This window comes from Streptomyces sp. A18, assembly GCF_059026065.1.
The window spans coordinates 261,366-281,173 of sequence record NZ_JBWLKL010000007.1 but is presented as its reverse complement, the minus strand read 5'-3'; the positions used below and the strand labels follow the sequence as shown (position 1 = coordinate 281,173).

Below are 19,808 nucleotides of genomic sequence, written 5' to 3'. Positions count from 1 at the left end.
CTCCGCGAAGATCGAGTGCGCTCCACTCCGATAGCCTGACGGCACGATGAACCTGCTGAGCACGTCATGGGGCGCGTACGACCTCACACGATTTCCCGAGGACCCGCGCGACCCGCTGCGCGCCTGGTCCGCCGCCGACGCCTACCTGCTGCGGCATCTCGCGGGCGAGGCGGACCCCGCGGGTGACAAGGGCCTCGCGGGCGAGGTGGCGCAGGAGGCGAGGCCCGTCGACCTGTCCGGCACGGTGGCCGTCGTCGGCGACCGCTGGGGCGCGCTGACCACCTCGCTCGCCGAGCACGGGCCGACGCTCATCACCGACTCGTTCCTCGCGGCCGAGGCGACGCGGGCCAACGTGGCACGCGCCGGGTTCGCGCCCGACGCGGTGCGGATCTCGACGACCGTCGACGCCCCGCCGAGCCGCATCGACGTACTCCTGATCCGCGTGCCGAAGAGCCTCGCGCTCCTGGAGGACCAGCTGCACCGGCTCGCGCCCGCCCTGCACGCGGGCACGGTCGTCGTCGGCACCGGAATGGTCACCGAGATCCACACCTCGACGCTGGACCTCTTCGAGCGGATCATCGGTCCTACGCGGACGTCGCTGGCCCGGCAGAAGGCGCGGCTCATCTTCAGCACGCCCGATCCGGAGCGGGCCACGGAGCGCCCAGCCGCCGACAGCCCCTGGCCGCGCAGCTATGTCCTGGACGCCGACTCCGGCGTGGGCGCGGGGCTGACCGTCGTCAACCACGCGGGCGTCTTCTGCGCCGACCGCCTGGACATCGGCACCCGCTTCTTCCTGCGCCACCTGCCGACCGGCAAGGGCGCCGCGCACATCGTGGACCTGGGCTGCGGCAACGGCGTGCTCGGCACGGCCGCCGCCGTCGCCGACCCCGAGGCCACGGTCACCTTCATCGACGAGTCGTATCCCGCCGTCGCCTCGGCGGAGGCCACCTTCCGCGCGAACGGGGGCGACCCCTCACGGGCGGAGTTCATCGCGGGCGACGCCCTGTCGGCCGTACCCGCCGGGTCGGTGGACCTCGTCCTGAACAACCCGCCCTTCCACAGCCACCAGGCGACCTCCGGGGCGACATCCTGGCGGATGTTCAGCGGAGCACGCGACGCGCTGCGCCCCGGCGGCGAACTGTGGGTCGTCGGCAACCGCCATCTCGACTATCACGTGAAGCTGCGGAAGCTCTTCGGTAACTCCCAAGTCGTCGCCGGAGGACCGAAGTTCGTGGTCCTGCGGGCGGTCAAGCGCGACCGCTGACCCCGCGCCGCCTCACGCTTCGAAGGCGGTCGCGCGCGCGACCTTCTCCCATGTGGCGATCTCCGCGCGGACCGCGTCGAGGTGACCGACGACCGCGTCCACGGCGTCGTCACCCAGCGGCAGCCGCAGCGGAGTGTCCTCGGCGTCGAGCGCCGTGATGATCGCGGCGGCCGCCTTCGCCGGGTCGCCGGGCTGCTCGCCGTCGCCGCCCGCGACCATCGTGCGAGTGGCGCCCGCCGTCCGCGCGTAGTCCGGGATCTCCACGCGGCTGGCGCTGGTGTTGCCGAACAGGTGGGTGCGGAAGGCGCCGGGCTCCACGACGAGGACCTTGATGCCCAGCGGACCCACCTCGGCGGCCAGCGCCTCCGACATCCCCTCCAGGGCGAACTTCGAGCCGCTGTACGCCGAGAATCCCGCGAACGACATCTGCCCGCCCATGCTGCTCATCTGCACGATCGCTCCCGAGCGCCGCGCCCGCATGTGCGGAAGGACGGCGCGGGTCAGCGCGGCGGGGCCGAAGACGTGCACGTCGAACAGGGCGCGCAGCTCGCCGTCGGAGTCCTCCTCCAGGGCGCCGACGTGGCTGCGGCCCGCGTTGTTCACCAGGACGTCGATCCGGCCGTGCCGGTCGATGACGTCGCGCACGGCGGCCTTGATGCCTGCCGTGTCGGTCACGTCCAGGGCGAGGGCCTCGACCTGGTCGGGGTGGGCGGCGACCAGGTCGTCCAGGGACGAGGCGTTGCGGGCGGCGGCCACGACCACGCCTCCGTCGGCGAGCGCCGCCTCGGTGATCGCCCGGCCGAAGCCACTGTTGGCGCCCGTCACGAGCCATACCTTCGTCATCATGAACTCCCTTGGGGTGTCGGCTGGTTCAGCAAGTTCTTCCGTGTACCGGGGATCACACTGCCGCCGGGGCGGGTGGCCCGTCCAAGACCTGACGTGATAGCTGATGGTTATGGACCAACACGGCAGGGGCGTACACAGCAGGGGCGTACACAGCAGGGACGTACACAGCAGGGATCTGCGCTACTTCGTCGCGGTGGCACAGGAGTTGCATTTCACGCGGGCCGCCGAGCGGCTCTTCGTGTCGCAGCCCGCGCTGAGCAAGCAGATACGGGCGCTGGAACGGCAGCTGGGCGCAGAGCTGTTCGTGCGGGACCAGCGCGGTGTGCGGCTCACGTCCGTGGGCGCCGCTCTGCTACCGCATGCCCAACAGGCGCTTGCTGCATGGCAGTCGGCCGTCGACGCGGTGGAACGCGCGAAGACCGAGGAGCGGGCCACGCTCTGCGTGGGCATGAGCACGCGACCGGCGCGTGGCGGACTCCTCCCCGCGGTACGGTCCCGCTTCAGCGCGGCTCATCCGACCGCCACCATCAGGCTGCGACAGGTGAGTTGGCAGGACGCGAGCGCCGGCCTCGCTGACGGTACGGCGGACGTGGCCTTCGTCTGGCTGCCGCTGCCCGACCTGGAGCGCTACGCGTGGGTGGTGGTCGCCGAGGAGCCGCGTCATGTCGCCCTGCCCGAGTCGCATCGCCTCGCGGCCCTGGACGAGGTCGACTTCGCCGACCTCGTCGGCGAACCCTTCCTCGCGCTGCCCGAGAGCGCGGGCATGCTGCGGGACTACTGGCTCGCCCTGGACGCCCGCGCGGGCCGCCCGCCCCGCATCGGCGCGGAGATCGCCAGTACCGACGAGACGTACGAGGCCTTGGTGGACGGCCGCGGTGTCTGCCTGGTGGCCGCGGGCAACGCACCCCTGATCACGCTCGGCGGCGTCGTCACGCGCCCGGTCCGCGGCATCGAGCCCAGCAGGTTCGCCCTGGCCTGGCGGGTGGGCGAGGACCGCCGCCCGCTGGTCGGCGCGTACATCAAGGCGTGCGGGGAGGCGCTCGGAAGGGCCGAGTAGAAGCTGGCCGATCGGCTGGGCGGGACCCCGCGGGCGTTTCTCGTCGCAACCGTTGACCTTGCCTCAACACCCCCTTACCGTTTCGGCGTTCGGAGTATCAGATGGTGTTCGAAATCACGAACGTCGAACGTGAGGGGACGCTCGCACCATGGAGCGCAGAGTGCTCAAGAAGACCGCGTGGCGACTGCTGCCGTTCCTCGGTCTGTTGTATGTGATCGCCTACATCGACCGCTCGAACGTCGGCTTCGCCAAACTGGAGCTCCAGGCCGAACTGGGCGTCAGTGCCACGGCGTTCACCCTCGGCCAGGTCTTCTTCTTCACCGCGTACGCCCTCTTCGAGGTGCCGAGCAACCTGATGCTGCACCGCGTCGGCGCACACCGCTGGATCGCGCGGATCCTGCTGACCTGGGGCCTGGTCACCATCGCCACGGTCCTCGTACAGAGCACCTGGCAGTTCTACCTGGCCCGCTTCGCACTCGGCGCCGCAGAGGCCGGGTTCTTCCCCGGAGTGCTCTACTACCTGTCCCGCTGGTTCCCCGGCAGCCACCGGGGCCGCGCCATCGGCGCGTTCATGCTCGCCGCGCCCGTCTCCTTCATCGTCGGCAACCCGCTGATGGGCGTCCTGATGGACCTCGACGGGACCTGGGGCCTGACCGGCTGGCAGTGGGTGTTCCTCGCCACCGGCATCCCCGCCGTGCTCATCGCCCCGGTCGTCCTCGTCCGGCTGCCCGCGGGACCGGAGCAGGCCCGCTGGCTCGCCGACGATGAACGCCAGTGGCTCACCGACGCCCTGGCCGCCGACCGTGCGGAGGCGGGCGAACAGCCGCAGCACGCGCTCGGGGTGCTGCGCGACCGCCGCGTCCTGACGGCCGCCGTGTTCTTCCTCGCCTTCCCCCTCTCCACCTACGGCCTGTCCTTCTGGCTGCCCACGATCATCGACGGCTTCGGCGACCTGACGAGCACCGAGGTCGGCCTCGTCTCCGCCATCCCGTACGTCTGTGTCGCCGCCGGACTCGTCGTCGTACCCCGCCTGGTGGCGCGCCGCGACACCCCCTATCTGTGGACCGCGGCGATGCTCGCCCTGACCGTCGCGGGGTTCACCGTCACCGCGCTCTTCGGCTCACCCGTCGTGCAGATGCTCGGCCTGTGCGCGGCGGCCGTGGGCGGATACGCGGCGCAGCCCGCGTTCTGGGCGCTGATCCCGCGCTTCCTGACGGGCGCCGCGGCGGCAGCGGGCATCGCCGCCGTCAACGCGGTCGGCAATCTCGGCGGCGGCTTCGGCCCGCTCGGCATCGCCGCGGTCGTCGACTCCACCGGCAGCGCCCTGACCGGCCTGCTGTTCCTGCTGGCCGTCGCCGTGCTCGGCCTGCTCGCCGTCCCCCTGCTGCGACGCGCGCTCAGCGCGCCGCCCGCACCCTCGGCCGTACCGCTTCCCGACACCCCGACCGCCGCGCAGAAGTCCGTCACGTGACCCGACCCGCCCACCAGGGAGTCCCATGAGCCACAGCGAAGTACCCAGCCGCAGAGCCCTGTTGCGAGGAAGCCTGGCAGTCGGCGCCCTCGCTGCCACGCCGGTCCTCGCCCAGACACCGGCCCACGCGGTGTCCCGAGCCGCCGCCTACCGCAACCCGCTCGTCGAGCAGCGTGCCGACCCGCACATCCAGCGCCACACCGACGGCCACTACTACTTCACCGCGACGTCCCCCGGCTACGACCGCATCATCCTGCGCCGCTCCCGCACCCTGCGGGGCCTGACGCGGGCGGACGAGTCCGTCATCTGGCGGCGGCACACCAGTGGTGACATGGCCGCGCACATCTGGGCGCCGGAACTCCACCACATCAACGGCAAGTGGTACATCTACTTCGCCGCGGCCCCGGCCGACGACGTATGGAAGATCCGCATCTGGGTCCTGGAGAACGCCAACGCCAATCCCCTCAAGGGGAGTTGGGTGGAGAAGGGGCGGCTCACCACGGCCTGGGACACGTTCTCGCTCGACGCGACCACCTTCACTCTTCCCCACGATCTCAACTCCGTTCGAGCAGGGGAGACCCCATTCGGCCGCCGCTACCTCGCCTGGGCGCAGTACGAGCCAGGCATGGACAACAACACCGCCGTCTTCCTGTCCCGCATGGCGAACCCCTGGACGCTGACAGGTCCTCAGATACGCCTGACCACACCCGAGTACGACTGGGAGTGCGTCGGCTTCAAGGTGAACGAAGGGCCGTCCGTCATCCAGCGCAACGGCCGCGTCTTCCTCTCGTACTCGGCGTCCGCCACCGACTCCAACTACTGCATGGGGCTGCTCACCGCCGACAGCCGCAGCGACCTGATGGACCCCGCGTCCTGGGCCAAGTCACCGACCCCCGTCTTCACCAGCAACGACACGACCAAGCAGTACGGTCCTGGCCACAACTGCTTCACCGTCGCCGAGGACGGCCGCACCGACGTCCTCGTCTACCACGCCCGCCAGTACAAGGACATCGTCGGCGACCCCTTGAACGACCCGAACCGCCACACCCGCGTCCAGAAGATCGGCTGGAAGGCGGACGGAACCCCGGACTTCGGCATCCCCGTCGCCGACGCCACGGTCATGTGAGGAAGGGCCGCCCCGGTCACCGCCTGGAGACGACGGTCACCGATCCTGGAGGAAGGGACACACGAAAGATCGCACGAAGGCGTTGCGGAACTTGCCCTGCGGGTCGAGGCGGTGGGCAAGCGCCGCGAAGTCCCCGGCGTGGGGATAGCGGGCCCCCAGCTCCGCGGGGGCGGCGCCGAACACCTTGCCCCAGTGCGGCCGGGGCGCGAACGGCGCCAGGCGTTCCTCGACGAGCGCGACCACCGGGAGTACGGCCGTCGCATCCGGCACCCATGTGAAGTGGAACGCGACGGTGTCCCGGCCGTGGGCGGGGCTGAGCCACTGCGTGTCTGCCGCGACCGTGCGCACCTCGCACACCTGGAGGACGGGCGCCACGTCACCCCTGATCGCGTCCAGCGCGTGCAGCGCGGCGATGGCGTGCTCGCGCGGGAGCAAATACTCCGACTGGAGCTCGGCCCCGCTGCTCGGCGTGAACTCGGCCCGGAAGTGGGGCAGTCGCTCATGCCAGGGCCCGGGAACACCCAGCTGCTGCGTGCAGTTGACGGCAGGCATGCCCGGCACCGGATGCCGGGCCTCGCTCACGGGCGCAGCCCAGGGGAAGTCGACGGCGGCCTCTCCACGCTGCTTGAGCCACCCCTGGTTGAAGCGCGACCCGCGCCAGTCCGTGAACAGACTCACGCTGTACGCCGACGACGTCACCGCGTCGAAGTCCAGTGCGGCCAGGGGGAGTTCACCAAACACGTGCTGGCTCACCGTGAAGTCCGGCACCAGGTCGAGGGTAAGGGCCTCGACCACGCCGAGCGCGCCGAGCGAGACCACGGAGCCGTCGAATCCGTCGTCGCCACGGCTCAGAACGCGCGTCTCTCCGTCGGCGGTCACCAGGTCCACCGCGCGTACGACCTCCGCGAGGGACTGGTTGCCGTTGCCCGAGCCGTGCGTCCCGGTGGCTACCGAACCGGCCACCGAAATGTGGGGCAGCGACGCCATGTTGGGCAGGGCGAGCCCGTACGAGGCGACGTGCCGGGCGAGTTCGGCGTACCGCACGCCACCCGCCACCCGCACGGTGCGCGCCGTGGTGTCCACGTCGATGGCGGGCTCGAGGGCACAGAGGGAGAGGAGAGTCGTGCCGGGGCCGTCGCCGTCCACGTCGGCGATCCGGTTGAACGAGTGGCCGCTGCCGAGCACCCGCACCTGGCGACTGCCCGCGACGAGGGCCCGCAGGGCGGCCCGCGACGCGGGCCGGTGCAGCTCACGGGACGAGAAGGTGATGTTCCCGGCCCAGTTGGTCACGGCACCGTCCCGGCCGGTGGCCAAGGCGTGGGCATCGGTCATGTGCGGGTCCCCCCGGGTGCGTTCATGCGCACGATTTTACGGCTCCGGTTCACGGCTCCGCACCGATGACTCAGGCCCGCATCACCAGACGATCCACCGCGGCGTTCCCCGTGCCGTAGGAGGCCGGCAGGAGCGCGGCGTCCCCGGCCGCGTACAGTGCCTGGCCGAGGCCGCTCACCAGGTGTTCCACGTCGACCGGCGGGCGCACGACCAGGCGCAGGAAGCGGCTGGAGCTGCCGATCTTGTTGCCGCACTCGCGGACCAGGATGCCGTGCTCCGTCAGGAGGCGGTCCCGCAGGACCGCGCCATCGACGCCGTCGGGCAGTCGTACGTACACGAAGTTGCCCTGCGAGGGATAGCTGGTGAGTCCGGGGAGGCGACCGAGGTGCCAGATCATCTCCTGGCGGTCGCGACGTACCTGACGCAGACTCAGGTCATAGGCGTGGCGATGCTGCTTCAGCATGAACACCACGGTCTCCGCGAAGGAGTTGAGGTTCCACTTCGGCAGCGCGGCACGCACCCGTCCGGCCAGGCCGGGATTGGCGACCAGATAGCCGAAGCGCACGCCGTGCAGCCCGAAGTTCTTGCCGAGGCTGCGCAGGACGATGACATTGGGCCGCAGGACCGCCTCGTCGGTGACGCTCGACTCCGGTCCGCTGTCGGCGAATTCGAGGAATGACTCGTCGACCACGACCAGGTCGAGGTCCTGCAGGGCGTCGAGCAGCGCGAGCACGGAGCGGCGCGGAAGCATGCCTCCGTCCGGATTGTTGGGGTTGCAGATGACCGCCGTGCGCGAGCCGCGTGCGCGGACGAAGTCGACGTAGACCGTCGGGTCGAGCACGAAGCCGTCGGCCTCCGGCAGCAGGAACATGTCCACCCGTTTGCCGGTCTCCATCGACTGATCGGTCCACCGACCGAATGTCGGCACGGGCACGGCCAGCGCGTCACGCACCAGCAAGTGGTCGATCCAGGTGATGAGTTCGGTCGAGCCGTTGCCCATCACGACGGTCTGCGGGTTGAGTCCGAGCACGGCACTCAGCTCGGCCGCGATGGTGTCCGCGCCGCTCGGGTAGTAGGTGAGGATGTCCCGCAGCCGTCCGCCGAGCTCCTCGTACATCTCGGGGGTCGGGAAGTAGGGATTGCACGGGACGCAGAAGTCGACGAGCGGCCGTCCGCCGTCCGCCGCCGCCCTGTTCAGCGCGGAGTACGAGGGGCTGTGCGCGGTGGACGCGCGGAAGAGGGCGGTGACGTTGCCCGCGTCTGCCATGGAGGACTCCGGGTGGTGAAGGTGGTGTCCCCCGTACATACGTACGTGGGCCAAGGTGCGCTCAACCGGCGGTGAGGGTGGGGCGGGTGAGATGGGGGACAGCTGTCGTTCATCTCCCGCATCTCCCGCACCCAACCCGGTTGGTGCCGGTCAGCCACCGCCGGTCTGATACCGCCCGTCAGATACCGCCCGTCAGGCCCTCGGAATCCAGACCCGCATGGCCCCGTCCTCCCGGTTCGCCCACGCGTAGTACGGCACCGCCGTCAGCGGGATCGGAGCCCCGTCCGAACGGCATCGGCCGGTGGTGGTGACCACCGTGACGCCGCCCAGGAGTTCCGGCCGGTGCTCGGTGGCGGTGCGTGCGCACGTCGCCAGGGTCACCTCGTCCAGGCGCAGGCCCGCCTCCTGGTCCACGCTCTCCAGGCAGTACACGAGCGGCCCGCGCTCGACGGCCACGCAGCCGCGCACCGCGTCCACCCGTGGGTCCGGCTCCGTGAGCCGCACGTCCAGCGCGAGGTCCAGGACGACGCGCTCGCCGGGGCGCCACCGGCGGCGTATCCGCAGCCAGCCCCGGTCCGCGTCGGTGCGGTCGCCGGCCCGGTCCTGGCGGTCCGGTGCGGCCACCGTGAACTCGGCGCACCAGGAGGGGATGCGCAGCGAGAGTGTCCAGTCGCGGTCCTTCGGCGCGGCGTCGACGGTGACCGTGACGCGGCCCTTCCAGGGGTAGTCCGTCTCCACCGTGACCGCCCCGCCTCCGCCCCCGTCCGTCGCGTACGAACCCGTCGCGTACTGATGCAGCTGCAGTCCCTCCGCGTCACCGCTCGCCACGTAGTGGGGGAGCGAGGCCAGCAGGCGCATCACGTTCGGCGGGCAGCAGGCGCAGCGGAACCAGTGCGTGCGGCGGGCCGAACGGTCGCCGGGGCTGTCCTCGTGGTCGTCGCGCACCTGGAGTGGGTTGACGTACAGCCAGCGGTCGCCGTCCAGGGCGACGCCGGACAGGAAGCCGTTGTAGAGGGTGCGCTCGACGAGATCGGAGTAGCGGGTCTCGCCGGTGAGGAGCGCCATCCGCCAGGACCACTGCACGGAGGCGATGGCCGCGCAGGTCTCCGCGTACGCCCGGTCGGGCGGCAGCTCGAAGGGGGCACCGAACGCCTCGCCCTCGTGGCGCGCGCCGACGCCGCCGGTGAGATAGGTCTTGGTGGCGGTCATGGCGCGCCAGAGCCGTTCCAGGGCCGCGCGCAGCGTCGCGTCACCGGTCTCCGTGGCCAGGTCGGTGGCCCCCGCCAGAAGGTACAGCTGCCGCACGGCGTGCCCCGTGACGGTCGGCGCCTCACGTACGGGGAGGTGGTCCTGCCAGTACGCCGGGCCCGGATCGCGAGCCTGGTCGCGCTCGGCGCCCGCCGCGAGGAGCCCGTGGCCGCGTCGGTCGGTGAAGTGGCCGGCGAGATCGAGGAAGCGCCGCGCACCGGTCTCGCGGTACAGCTCCACCAGGGCGGTCTCGATCCCCGGGTGCCCGCAGATCCCGTCGATCTTCTTGTCCACGCCGAAGACGGAGTCGATGTGCGTGGCGAACCGCACCGCCACGTCCAGGAGTTCAGGGCGGCCCGTGGCCCGGTGATGCGCGACGGCTGCCTGGATCAGGTGCCCAGCGCAGTACAGCTCATGGCCCCAGTCGAGCTCGCTCCAGCGCCGTTCGGGGTGGGCGACCTGGTAGTACGTCTGGAGGTAGCCGTCGGGGTCCTGGGCGGCGGCGACGAGCGACACCAGCCGCTCCACGTCCGCGGCGAGTCCGCGCTCGCCGGGACGGTCGGCGCCGTCGGCCCCCAGCTGCCACGAGGCGGCCTCGAGCCACTTGTGCACGTCGGAGTCCTGGAACGGGAAATCCCCGGTGAAGGATCCCGACTTCGACCCAGGACCCGAACCCGACCCAGGCCCCGAATCACCCGCTGCCGCACGGAAGTTGGCGAGGTTCCCGGCCTGTTCGAGGCGCTCGGGCCCCTGCGGAACGCTCACCGATGCGTTGGTCCGTCGCCGGGTGGCCCAGAAGCCGCCGATGATGCGCGCGGTGGCGGCGGGGCGCAGGGCGGTGTGCCTGGTCGTACGGAGGCGGATCGGTCCCAGAGGTAAGGGCGGGGGCGTGATATTGGGCATGCGTGCCCTTCCTCAGTGCCATGTGCGTTCGGTATCTGGAACATCGTTCGGCAATCTGCTGGCGCCGCAGACGCTACCGTGGCCCGCCCGCGCGGGGGGAGAGGTCGACCGCATCGGGAACCTACGATCGGGCCATGAGTAGTCCCCGTCTGCTGATCTACAGCCGAACGACCGCCTACCGCCACGCGTCGATCCCCACCGGAGTCGCCGCCCTGCGCGAGCTCGCCGCAGGCCGCGGCTGCTCCGCCGACGCGACCGAGGATGCCGCCGCCTTCGAGCAGGACCTGTCCGGCTACGCGGCGATCGTCTTCCTCTCGACCAGCGGCGACGTCCTCACCCCTGCCGGGCGTGCGGCACTGCGCGCACACCGGTCGGCAGGCGGCGGCTTCATGGGCGTGCACGCCGCGGCCTGCACCGAGTACGACTGGCCGTACTACGGAGAGCTCCTCGGTGCGCGCTTCGCCCACCACCCCGCCTACCAGCCCGGCCGTCTGACCGTCGAGGACCACGCGCACCCCGCCACCGAACACCTCGCCGCCACCTGGGAGTTCACCGACGAGTGGTACGACTTCCGGGCCTCTCCGCGTGGCGCCGTGCGGGTCCTGGCGTCCGCCGACGAGTCCTCGTACGAAGGGGGCGGCATGGGCGGTGACCACCCCTTGGTGTGGTGCCACGAGCACGAGGGCGGCCCGATGTTCTACACGGCGCTCGGCCACGCCGACGAGGCCTATGCGGACCCGGCCTTCCGTGCCCACGTCGAGGGCGGCCTGCGGTACGTGACCGGCCTCGCCTGAGTCCGCACATGGGTGAGCCCCCGCCCGGTTGCGGCGGGGGCTCGTGCCAGGTGCTAGAGGGTGCCGGAGGCGGAGATGGCGACCTCGGCCTTGGTGGCACCGGACTGCGAGCCGAAGCTCTCGATCTTCTTGACGAGAGCCAGGCTCTCCTCGTCCGCGACCTCACCGAACACGACGTGCTTGCCGTCGAGCCAGCTCGTCACGACCGTGGTGATGAAGAACTGCGAGCCGTTCGAGTCGGGGCCCGCGTTGGCCATCGAGAGCAGACCCGGCTTGGTGTGCTTGAGCTGGAAGTTCTCGTCGGGGAACTTCGCGCCGTAGATGCTCTTGCCACCGGTGCCGTTGCCGGCGGTGAAGTCGCCGCCCTGGAGCATGAAGTCCGGGATGACGCGGTGGAACTTCGAGCCGGCGTAGCCGAAGCCCTTCTCGCCGGTGGCGAGCGCGCGGAAGTTCTCGACCGTCTTCGGGACGACGTCGTCGAAGAGGTTGAAGGTGATGCGGCCTTCCGGCTTGCCGTCGATGGTGATGTCGAAATAAGCCTTGATTGTCATGGTCCTCATCCTGTCATTGCCGGGTCCCCACCCGCCAACCGAACCCCCCAATGAGCCCCTCTTAACCCTTTTGACCAGCCATTTTACCCATCCTCATGAACGTGATCGAGTGTGCGGGGAAGGTGTACGAGAAGGTCTCGGACACCCCTGAGAAGGTCGATGTCACAGGTTTGACCGGTGTCGCGTCCTTCGTGTTCTCCGCGCTGGGGTCGGCGGTGAGCGTCGTCACCTTCGCGGTCCGCCCCACCTCCGCGCCCTCGCCGAGACTCACCTTGGTACGCGCATCGGAGCCCTGAGCGTTGACGACCTTGACGATGAGGTCGCCGGTGGCCTTGTCCCGGGTGACGACCTGGCGGAACGGCTCGGCGAGCTTGTCGTCGGTGAAGGAGCCCCACTTCTTGCCGTCGAGGAAGAGTGTCACCTGGCGGCCGCGCACCTCCACGCGCAAGTCGTAGCTGCGGCCCGGCTCGATGGTCGTCGTGTCCTCGATCATGGTCTGCTTCGCGCCGTCGACGGTCTTCTCGACGGCCGACCGGCTGTTGTTCCAGCCGCCCAGGTTCCACCAGTAGTGGTTGCCGGTGTCCTTGACCCCGAAGGCGACCATGAAGCCCTCCTTGCCGGACTTCTTGGTGGCCTTCACCTTCAGGTCGTAGTTCTGCCAGCCCTTGTCGCCCGCCGTGACCAGGGGGTTCTCGGCCGCCTCGTCGGACTGGACGTACGCACCGTCCTGGACGGCCCAGGTGCCCTTGTCCGCCGCCTTGCTCCACTGGCCGTCACTGCCGGAGAAGTCGTCGGTCAGGAGCGTCCTGCCGTCCTCGCCGGTCACCGTCACGTCGTCGTACGCGGCGCTGGTCGCCCAGGTGGACAGGCCGACGGCGCCGGTGATGGGGCCGGATGTGGCGGGGGTGCCGGATGCGGTGGACGGCACGACCTCGTCGCCGACGTTGCGCATGAAGAGTTTCTGCGTCTCGTAGTTGGCCGAGCCCCACGACTGGTCGTTGTCGTACCAGATCATGTTCGGCTTCCACTGCACGTAGTCCTCGTTGGCGAGCAGCGGGGCGTACGAGGCGAGCTTGACGACATCGGCGTTGCGTTCAAGGCCAGTCATGAAGGCCGCTTCCGACAGGGCGTTGGCGAACGTGTTGCCCTGGGACGCGTACTCGCCGAGGAAGACCTTCGGGCCCATGCGGTCGTAGGAGTCGTAGCGGTCGTTGTTCTCCAGGAACCACTGCGGGCTGTTGTAGTAGTGCTCGTCGACCATGGCGACGTCCGCGTCACGGTTGAGCTGCCAGGCCTTGTCGAAGGTCGAACCGCTGTCGTCGGGACCGGAGTTGGAGATGACGGTGATGTCCGGGTACTTCGCCTCGATGGCCGAGCGGAACTCCTTGAAACGGGCGAAGAACTCTTCCGGGAGGTTCTCTTCGTTGCCGACCTCCAGGTGGGTGAGGCGGAACGGCTTGGGGTGGCCCATCGCCGCGCGCTTCTTGCCCCACTCGCTCGTCACCGGGCCGTTGGCGAACTCGATGAGGTCCAGGGTGTCCTGGATGTGCCGCTTCAGGAGCGCCGGGTCGTCGGTGGCCTTGTTCTGGCCGCAGCCGGTCACCAGGGCGGGCACGACGGGCAGCGGCATGGCGCCGGTGTCCTCGGCGAACTGGAAGTACTCGTAGTAGCCCAGTCCATAACTCTGGTTGTAGCCCCAGAAGTTGGCGTTGGTGGCGCGCTGCTCGACCGGACCGATGGTGTCCTTCCACTGGTAGGAGCGCTTGCGCTGCCAGCCGGACTGCTCGTCGTACGCCTCGTGGGAGCCGGTGTTGACCAGGCAGCCGCCGGGGAAGCGCAGGAAGCCGGGCTTCAGGTCGGCGATCTTCTGGGCGAGGTCCTTGCGCAGGCCGTTCGCTCGGCCCTTGTAGGTGTCGTGGGGAAAGAGGGAGATCTCGTCCAGGGCGACGGGCGCGCCCGATGCGACCGTGAGCCGGCCGGTGGCGGAGGTGCGGGCAGCGGTGAACGAGGCCTTGTACTTCGCCCAGCCGCCGCGCGCGGTGACGCGGCGGGCCGCGGCGAGGTCGCCGGAGGCATCGCGCAGAGTGAGGGTCAGCGGCGCGCGCTCGGCCCCGCTCGTGCGGGCCCAGACCGAGAAGTCGTACCGCTTGCCCTGGGTGACCGCGATGCCGGTGTTGTAGCCGGAGTTGGTGACGGAGGAACCGCCGTCCAGGGAGAGGTAGTTGCGGTTGCGGTCGCCCAGGCGGTCGGCATCGTTCACGACCTCGGCCGAACCGGAGGTGTCCCACGAGGTCAGCGGCTTGTAGGAGGCGTTGTCCGCGGTGGAGTACTCGAAGGAGCGGTTCTGGACGAGTTCGGCGTAGAGGCCGCCGTCGGCCGCGCGGTTGATGTCCTCGTAGAAGACGCCGTACATCGAGTCGTCGATCTTCGCGCCGGTGCGGGTCGTATCGACGTCGATGGTGTAATCGGTGGGTTCGGCCGCGGCGGTGGGTCCCGCGGCGAGCGTTCCGGCGAGCAGGGCTCCCAGGGTGAGCCCGATTCTCCAGCGTCTGCGTGCCATGCGTAACCCCAGTCTCTGTGCGGTATTTCGAACGTCGATCAGTAGGTCGAACGGCAACTTAGGTAGCCGGGGGCTACACGTCAACGCATTGCGCAGGAAGTGGCCGAGGAGCGCCTCGGGGTTCGTGATGTCGAACAACTTGCTGGAAATTACCGGGACTTCACGTCCGGCTCTGTCCGAACCGTTGACGCGCCCTGCGTTCGACCTTACGGTCCCGTTCGAAGTTGCGAGCAGCATTCGAAATATCGAACAGAAGTGAGCCGCAATGTCACCACCCCTCCCGAGCCGACGAGGCGTGCTCGGCTCCATCGGAGCGCTCGCCGTCGCGGGCAGCTTCGCACTGGCCTCCGCGAACCGCAGCGCCTCCGCGATCGCGTCGGACGCGGATGTACGGGTCCGCTACTGGAACCTGTTCTCCGGTGGCGACGGCGCCAACATGATCGCGATGCTCGACGCCTTCCGCGCCGCGCACCCCCGCGTCGACGTGAAGGACTCCACCCTCCAGTGGGGCAATCCGTACTACACCAAGCTGGCCATGGCCGCCTCCGGGAACCGCGCCCCCGACCTCGCCGTGATGCACCTCGGACGGATCCCCGGCTTCGCCCCGGGACAACTGCTCGACCCCTGGGACGTGCGGCTGCTCGCCAAGTACGGCGTCGGCGAGGCGGACTTCGACCCGCTGCTGTGGAAGCGCGCCGTGGTCGACGGCAAGCTCTACGGTCTGCCCCTCGACATCCACGCCCAGCTCTGCTTCTACCGCCGTGACGTGTGCGAGAAGGCGGGACTGCTCGACGCGGGCGGTGAGCTGGCCGAGGTCACCTCGCCCGAGGACTGGTTCAAGGCGCTCAAGGCCGCCAAGAAGGCCGTCAAGGGGGACGTCCACACCATCGGCATCAAGGCCGACGAACCCAACTTCTCCTGGTGGTTCTTCCTCTCCTTCTACACCCAGCTCGGCGGCACCTGCCTCAGCGCCGACGGCCGTGACGTCACCCTCGACACCGACAAGGCCACCCAGGTCCTGGAGTTCCTGCGCCGGCACCTGACCGACGGCTACTCCACCGCCATCGGCATCGCCGACGCCGAGTCCTTCGTCAACGGCTCCGCCTTCACCTGGGAGGGCAACTGGTCGGTGCCCGTCTTCAGCGGCGCGAAGCTCGAGTACGGCGCGACCCCGCTGCCGCCCGTCTTCGGCAAACCCGCCACCCACACCGAGTCGCACTGTTTCGTCCTGCCCCACCAGTCGCAGCGCGGCGGCGCCACCAACGAGGGCGCGCACCAACTGGCCGCGTACGTCGTCAAGAACGCCACGGCCTGGGCGCGCGGCGGCCACATCCCCGCCTACCTGCCGACGCTCGACGACAAGAAGTACCTGGCACTCGATCCGCAGTCCGAGTACGTCTCGGCGATGGACCACATGGCGGTAGAGCCGCCCGCCTGGTTCGCGGGATCCACCGGGCTCCTCGCCCAGCGCATCGGCCCCGTCATCGCGTCCTCCAACGTGGGCTCCGCCAGACCCGATGCCACGGCCCGCCGCATGAAGGACGTACTCGAAAAGCTGGTCGCCATGAAGAACCCGATGGAAGGCAGAGCAGCGACCGAGGGAGGATCCGCCGCGTGAGCGCCGTCGACACCACGGTCGCACCGGCCGCCGTACGGACCGAGCCCGTCGCGGACGCCGATTCGCTCCGGGACCGGCTGACCCGTCGCCTGCAGCACGGCGGCTGGTTCGTCGCGCCGTTCCTGACGCTCTTCGCCCTGTTCGTGCTGTTCCCGATCGGCCGCGGCCTGTGGCTGAGCTTCACCGACGCCAACATCTCCGGCACCGGCGAACGCTTCGTGGGCCTCGACAACTACCGCGAGGCCCTCGACAGTCCGCTCCTGTGGGACTCCCTCGGCCACAGCGCCTACTTCACCCTGCTCGTGGTGCCCTGCATCGTCGTCCTCGCGTTCCTGCTCGCGATGCTCGCCCACCACATCGAGCGCGCCAAGTGGCTGTGGCGGCTGTGCTTCTTCGCCCCCTTCCTGCTGCCGTCGACCGTCGCCGGAAACCTGTGGCAATGGCTGTTCAACCCGGCCACCGGAATGATCAACCACGTCTTCGGCCTCGACACGCCCTGGCTGACGCAGAAGTCCACCGCCCTGCTCGCCGTCGTGATCACCACCCTGTGGTGGACGGTCGGCTTCAGCTTCCTGCTCTTCCTCGCGGCCCTGCAGAACATTCCGCGGCATCTGTACGAGGCCGCCGAGCTCGACGGCGCGAACGCCTGGCAGCGGATGGTGCACATCACCCTGCCGATGCTGCGCAACATCACCGGCCTCGTGGTCACGCTGCAGATCCTCGCCTCGCTCCAGGTCTTCGACCAGGCCGTGGTGATGCAGGACTTCGGGCCGGGCCCGGAGGAGAGCACCCGCACCTTCGTCCAGTACACCCTCGAAGAGGGCTTCACCTCCTACCGCGTGGGCTACGCCTCCGCGATCTCCATCATCTTCTTCGTGCTCATCGCGGCCGTCGCCCTCGGCCGGATGTGGCTCCTGCGCAAGCGTGAGGAGGGCGTGCGATGAGCACGGCCGTCGACGTTCGGAAGAACAGCCGCAAGAAGAAGTGGACCGCGGGCCAGATCGTGCTCACCACGCTCGGCACCGCGGTCTCCGCGCTGTGGATGACGCCGCTGCTGTGGGCCCTGTTCACCTCCCTGAAGTCGGAGACCGAGGCCGTCGAGGTGCCCACTCACTGGGTGCCCGAGGAGTGGACCGGCCAGGCGTGGAAGGCGCTCTTCGAGACCGGCAACATCACCAACTGGTTCGTGAACTCCCTCATCGTCTCGGTCTGCGTCACCTCCATCGTGGTGTTCGTCAGCGCGCTCGCCGGATACGGCTTCGCGCGCACCGAGTTCCGGGGCAAGAACGCGCTGCTCGGCCTGGTGATGGCGGGCCTCATGGTGTCGCCCGCCGTGCTCGGCGTCCCGCTCTTCACGACCGTCCAGTCCATGGGGATGGTCGACACCTACTGGGGGATGATCCTGCCGCAGTGCGCGCCCGCCGCGATGGTCTACATCCTCTACAAGTTCTTCCAGTCGATCCCGCACGAGCTGGAGGAAGCCGCGTACATCGACGGTGCGGGACGCTGGCGGGTCTTCTTCACCATCGTCCTGCCGCTGTCCCGCCCCTCGCTCGCCGCCGTCGGGATCTTCACGTTCATCGCGTCCTGGAACAACTTTCTGTGGCCCTACATGGTGACCAACAACCCCGACCTGATGACGATGCCGAACGGCATCGCGACCGTCATGAACTCCTACGGCATCCAGTGGGCCCAGCTCATGGCGGGCGGTTTGATGGCGGGCCTGCCCCTGGTCATCGTCTTCGTCTTCTTCCAGCGCCAGATCGTCAGTGGCGTGGCGCATACGGGCCTGGCCGGACAGTAGCCGACTCTCACCGCCCGGCTCTTACGGCTCTTGCGTGCGCCGGGCGGTGGTCTCGCGGGGTACGAGACGATGGCTGAGCGTGGTGGTCGCGCCGCCGTCGGCGTCCGATCCCGGCGCGGACTCGATGATGTGCCGGGCGGCCATGGATCCCATCTCGTACAGCGGGAGGCTCACCGAGGTCAGGCCGACGTGCCGGGCGACGCTGAGGTCGTTGATGCCGGCGACGGAGATCTCGCCCGGTACGTCGATGCCTGCCCGACGCAGGGCGCCGAGTGCGCCGATCGCGACTTCGACCAGATCTACCACCGCACCATCCGGCGCCTGATGCGGCTGCCGGACGAAGGGTCGTGACGACCCATTGACCCCTGGCGGCGCCCGTCTTACGGTCTGTCCGGGAAATCGTTCAACGTCCGGTATATCGAACCAAGTTGAGGGGATCATGACCCACACCGCCCGCTTCACCCTCGACCCCGCCTTCGCCGTGGGCGACGTCGACCCACGGCTCTTCGGCTCCTTCGTCGAGCACCTCGGCCGCTGCGTCTACACCGGCATCCACGAACCGGGCCACCCCTCGGCCGACGACGCGGGACTGCGCACGGACGTGCTCGGACTGATCCGCGAGCTCGGCGTGACGGCCGTGCGCTACCCCGGCGGGAACTTCGTCTCGGGGTACAAGTGGGAGGACTCCGTCGGCCCCGCCGAAGACCGGCCGCGCCGCCTCGACCTTGCCTGGCACTCCACGGAGACCAACCGCTTCGGGCTCTCCGAGTACATCGCCTTCCTGCGCAAGATCGGGCCGCAGGCCGAACCGATGATGGCGGTGAACCTCGGCACGCGCGGCGTCGAAGAGGCCCTCGAACTCCAGGAGTACGCCAACCACCCCGCCGACACCGCCCTTTCCGACCTGCGTGCCGCGCACGGCGACAAGAACCCCTTCGGCATCCGCCTGTGGTGCCTGGGCAACGAGATGGACGGGCCCTGGCAGACCGGCCACAAGACCGCCGAGGAGTACGGGCGCCTGGCCGCCGAGACCGCACGCGCGATGCGCCAGGCCGACCCGGACGTCGAGCTGGTCGCCTGCGGCAGCTCCGGCCAGTCCATGGCGACCTTCGCCGCCTGGGAGGCCACGGTCCTCGCCGAGACCTACGACCTCGTCGACCACATCTCCCTGCACGCCTACTACGAGGAGATTGACGGCGACCGGGACTCGTTCCTCGCCTCCGCCGTCGACATGGAGTCCTTCATCGAGAACGTGGTCGCCACCTGCGACCACGTGGGCGCCCGCCTGAAGTCGAAGAAGAAGATCGGCCTGTCCTTCGACGAATGGAACGTCTGGTACCAGTCCCGGCCGCACCCCGAGATCGAGGAGAGCCTGCGCGACTGGCCCGAGGCGCCACGCCTCCTGGAGGACAACTACACCGTCACCGACGCCGTCGTCGTGGGCTCGCTCCTGATCGCCCTCCTGCGCCACGCCGACCGGGTGGCGGTCGCGTGCCTGGCCCAGCTGGTCAACGTCATCGCGCCGATCCTGACCGAGCCGGGCGGCCCTGCCTGGCGCCAGACCACCTTCTTCCCGTTCGCCCAGGCCTCGCGGCACGGCAGGGGCCAGGTCCTCGACGTACGCGCGGACTCACCCACGCACGAGACGGCGAAGTACGGCGAGGTGCCCCTGCTGCACGCGACGGCTGTCCGCGCCGAAGACGGAACGGTCACCGTCTTCGCGGTCAACCGCAGCCAGAGCGAACCACTGCCGCTCGAAGTGGCGCTCCAGGGAATGGAGTTGACGGGCGTCATCGAGCACAGTGCGCTCGCCGACGCGGACCCGGAGGCCCGCAACACCCTCGCGGAGCAGGAGCGCGTCACCCCGCACGGCGTCACCGGGACAGCACTCCAGGACGGCACGTTGCGCGCCGTCCTGGAGCCGCTGTCATGGAATGTGATCCGCCTGAGCTAGAGGCTGGAGGCTG

Annotated in this window: 15 protein-coding genes and 1 pseudogene; 9 read left to right on the top strand and 7 right to left on the bottom strand. The window is 69.6% G+C overall.

The genetic code is table 11. From position 1 onward, the window contains the following. Window positions 1–55 precede the first annotated feature (55 nt). Window positions 56–1,264: a methyltransferase gene (locus AC5P1C_RS14985; RefSeq protein WP_493866351.1), complete on the top strand. Its 1,209-nt coding sequence runs from the start codon at window positions 56–58 to the stop codon at window positions 1,262–1,264. A 12-nt stretch (window positions 1,265–1,276) separates the two neighbouring features. On the opposite strand, the gene AC5P1C_RS14980 is transcribed toward AC5P1C_RS14985, so the two are convergent. Continuing rightward, the gene (locus AC5P1C_RS14980) at window positions 1,277–2,107 is read right to left on the bottom strand and encodes an oxidoreductase (RefSeq protein WP_493866286.1); all 831 of its coding nucleotides are present in this window, start codon (window positions 2,105–2,107) and stop codon (window positions 1,277–1,279) included. A gap of 112 nt (window positions 2,108–2,219) precedes the next feature. Here AC5P1C_RS14980 and AC5P1C_RS14975 point away from each other — a divergent pair, with 112 nt between their 5' ends. The 3 genes from AC5P1C_RS14975 to AC5P1C_RS14965 all read left to right on the top strand — a co-directional run bounded on the left by AC5P1C_RS14975 (window position 2,220) and on the right by AC5P1C_RS14965 (window position 5,764). After that, entirely contained in the window at window positions 2,220–3,167 is a 948-nt protein-coding gene (locus tag AC5P1C_RS14975; RefSeq protein WP_493866285.1) for a LysR family transcriptional regulator, read from the top strand. Window positions 3,168–3,315: 148 nt separating this feature from the next. Continuing rightward, window positions 3,316–4,638 carry an MFS transporter gene (locus AC5P1C_RS14970; protein WP_493866284.1) on the top strand — a complete coding sequence of 441 codons (1,323 nt, stop codon included), beginning with the start codon at window positions 3,316–3,318 and terminating at the stop codon, window positions 4,636–4,638. A 25-nt stretch (window positions 4,639–4,663) separates the two neighbouring features. Continuing rightward, complete coding sequence (locus tag AC5P1C_RS14965) at window positions 4,664–5,764, top strand: glycoside hydrolase family 43 protein (RefSeq protein ID WP_493866283.1); 1,101 nt, start codon at window positions 4,664–4,666, stop codon at window positions 5,762–5,764. 36 nt (window positions 5,765–5,800) lie between these two features. Here AC5P1C_RS14965 and AC5P1C_RS14960 read toward each other — a convergent pair whose 3' ends face one another. The 3 genes and pseudogenes from AC5P1C_RS14960 to AC5P1C_RS14950 form a co-directional block, all read right to left on the bottom strand. Next, window positions 5,801–7,096: an FAD-binding protein gene (locus tag AC5P1C_RS14960; protein ID WP_493866282.1), complete on the bottom strand. Its 1,296-nt coding sequence runs from the start codon at window positions 7,094–7,096 to the stop codon at window positions 5,801–5,803. An 82-nt stretch (window positions 7,097–7,178) separates the two neighbouring features. Continuing rightward, window positions 7,179–8,363: pseudogene (locus tag AC5P1C_RS14955) on the bottom strand (pyridoxal phosphate-dependent aminotransferase); the annotation flags it as partial. A gap of 192 nt (window positions 8,364–8,555) precedes the next feature. Beyond that, complete coding sequence (locus AC5P1C_RS14950; protein WP_493866281.1) at window positions 8,556–10,514, bottom strand: glycoside hydrolase family 127 protein; 1,959 nt, start codon at window positions 10,512–10,514, stop codon at window positions 8,556–8,558. Between the two features lie 134 nt (window positions 10,515–10,648). Here AC5P1C_RS14950 and AC5P1C_RS14945 point away from each other — a divergent pair, with 134 nt between their 5' ends. Continuing rightward, window positions 10,649–11,308, top strand: coding sequence for a ThuA domain-containing protein (locus tag AC5P1C_RS14945; RefSeq protein WP_493866280.1), 660 nt, complete (start codon window positions 10,649–10,651; stop codon window positions 11,306–11,308). Window positions 11,309–11,361: 53 nt separating this feature from the next. On the opposite strand, the gene AC5P1C_RS14940 is transcribed toward AC5P1C_RS14945, so the two are convergent. Together AC5P1C_RS14940 and AC5P1C_RS14935 are read right to left on the bottom strand one after the other, a co-directional pair. Continuing rightward, window positions 11,362–11,859, bottom strand: coding sequence for a peptidylprolyl isomerase (locus tag AC5P1C_RS14940; RefSeq protein ID WP_493866279.1), 498 nt, complete (start codon window positions 11,857–11,859; stop codon window positions 11,362–11,364). A gap of 61 nt (window positions 11,860–11,920) precedes the next feature. After that, window positions 11,921–14,419: an alpha-L-arabinofuranosidase family protein gene (locus AC5P1C_RS14935; protein WP_493866278.1), complete on the bottom strand. Its 2,499-nt coding sequence runs from the start codon at window positions 14,417–14,419 to the stop codon at window positions 11,921–11,923. 265 nt (window positions 14,420–14,684) lie between these two features. Here AC5P1C_RS14935 and AC5P1C_RS14930 point away from each other — a divergent pair, with 265 nt between their 5' ends. The 3 genes from AC5P1C_RS14930 to AC5P1C_RS14920 are packed head-to-tail and all read left to right on the top strand — an operon-like array spanning window position 14,685 to window position 17,841. Beyond that, entirely contained in the window at window positions 14,685–16,037 is a 1,353-nt protein-coding gene (locus tag AC5P1C_RS14930) for an extracellular solute-binding protein (protein ID WP_493866277.1), read from the top strand. After that, window positions 16,034–16,981: a carbohydrate ABC transporter permease gene (locus tag AC5P1C_RS14925; protein ID WP_493866276.1), complete on the top strand. Its 948-nt coding sequence runs from the start codon at window positions 16,034–16,036 to the stop codon at window positions 16,979–16,981. The genes AC5P1C_RS14930 and AC5P1C_RS14925 overlap by 4 nt, the downstream gene beginning before the upstream one ends. Continuing rightward, on the top strand, window positions 16,978–17,841 hold the full coding sequence (locus AC5P1C_RS14920; protein WP_493866275.1) for a carbohydrate ABC transporter permease: 864 nt from the start codon (window positions 16,978–16,980) through the stop codon (window positions 17,839–17,841). Before AC5P1C_RS14925 ends, AC5P1C_RS14920 begins: the two co-directional genes overlap by 4 nt. A 21-nt stretch (window positions 17,842–17,862) precedes the next feature. Here the strand turns inward: AC5P1C_RS14920 and AC5P1C_RS14915 are convergent, their stop codons facing one another. After that, the gene (locus AC5P1C_RS14915) at window positions 17,863–18,282 is read right to left on the bottom strand and encodes a substrate-binding domain-containing protein (RefSeq protein WP_493866350.1); all 420 of its coding nucleotides are present in this window, start codon (window positions 18,280–18,282) and stop codon (window positions 17,863–17,865) included. On the opposite strand from AC5P1C_RS14915, the gene arfA reads away from it, so the two are divergent. Further along, entirely contained in the window at window positions 18,281–19,795 is a 1,515-nt protein-coding gene (gene arfA / locus AC5P1C_RS14910; protein ID WP_493866274.1) for an arabinosylfuranosidase ArfA, read from the top strand. The genes AC5P1C_RS14915 and arfA overlap by 2 nt on opposite strands. The last annotated feature ends 13 nt before the right edge of the window (window positions 19,796–19,808 follow it).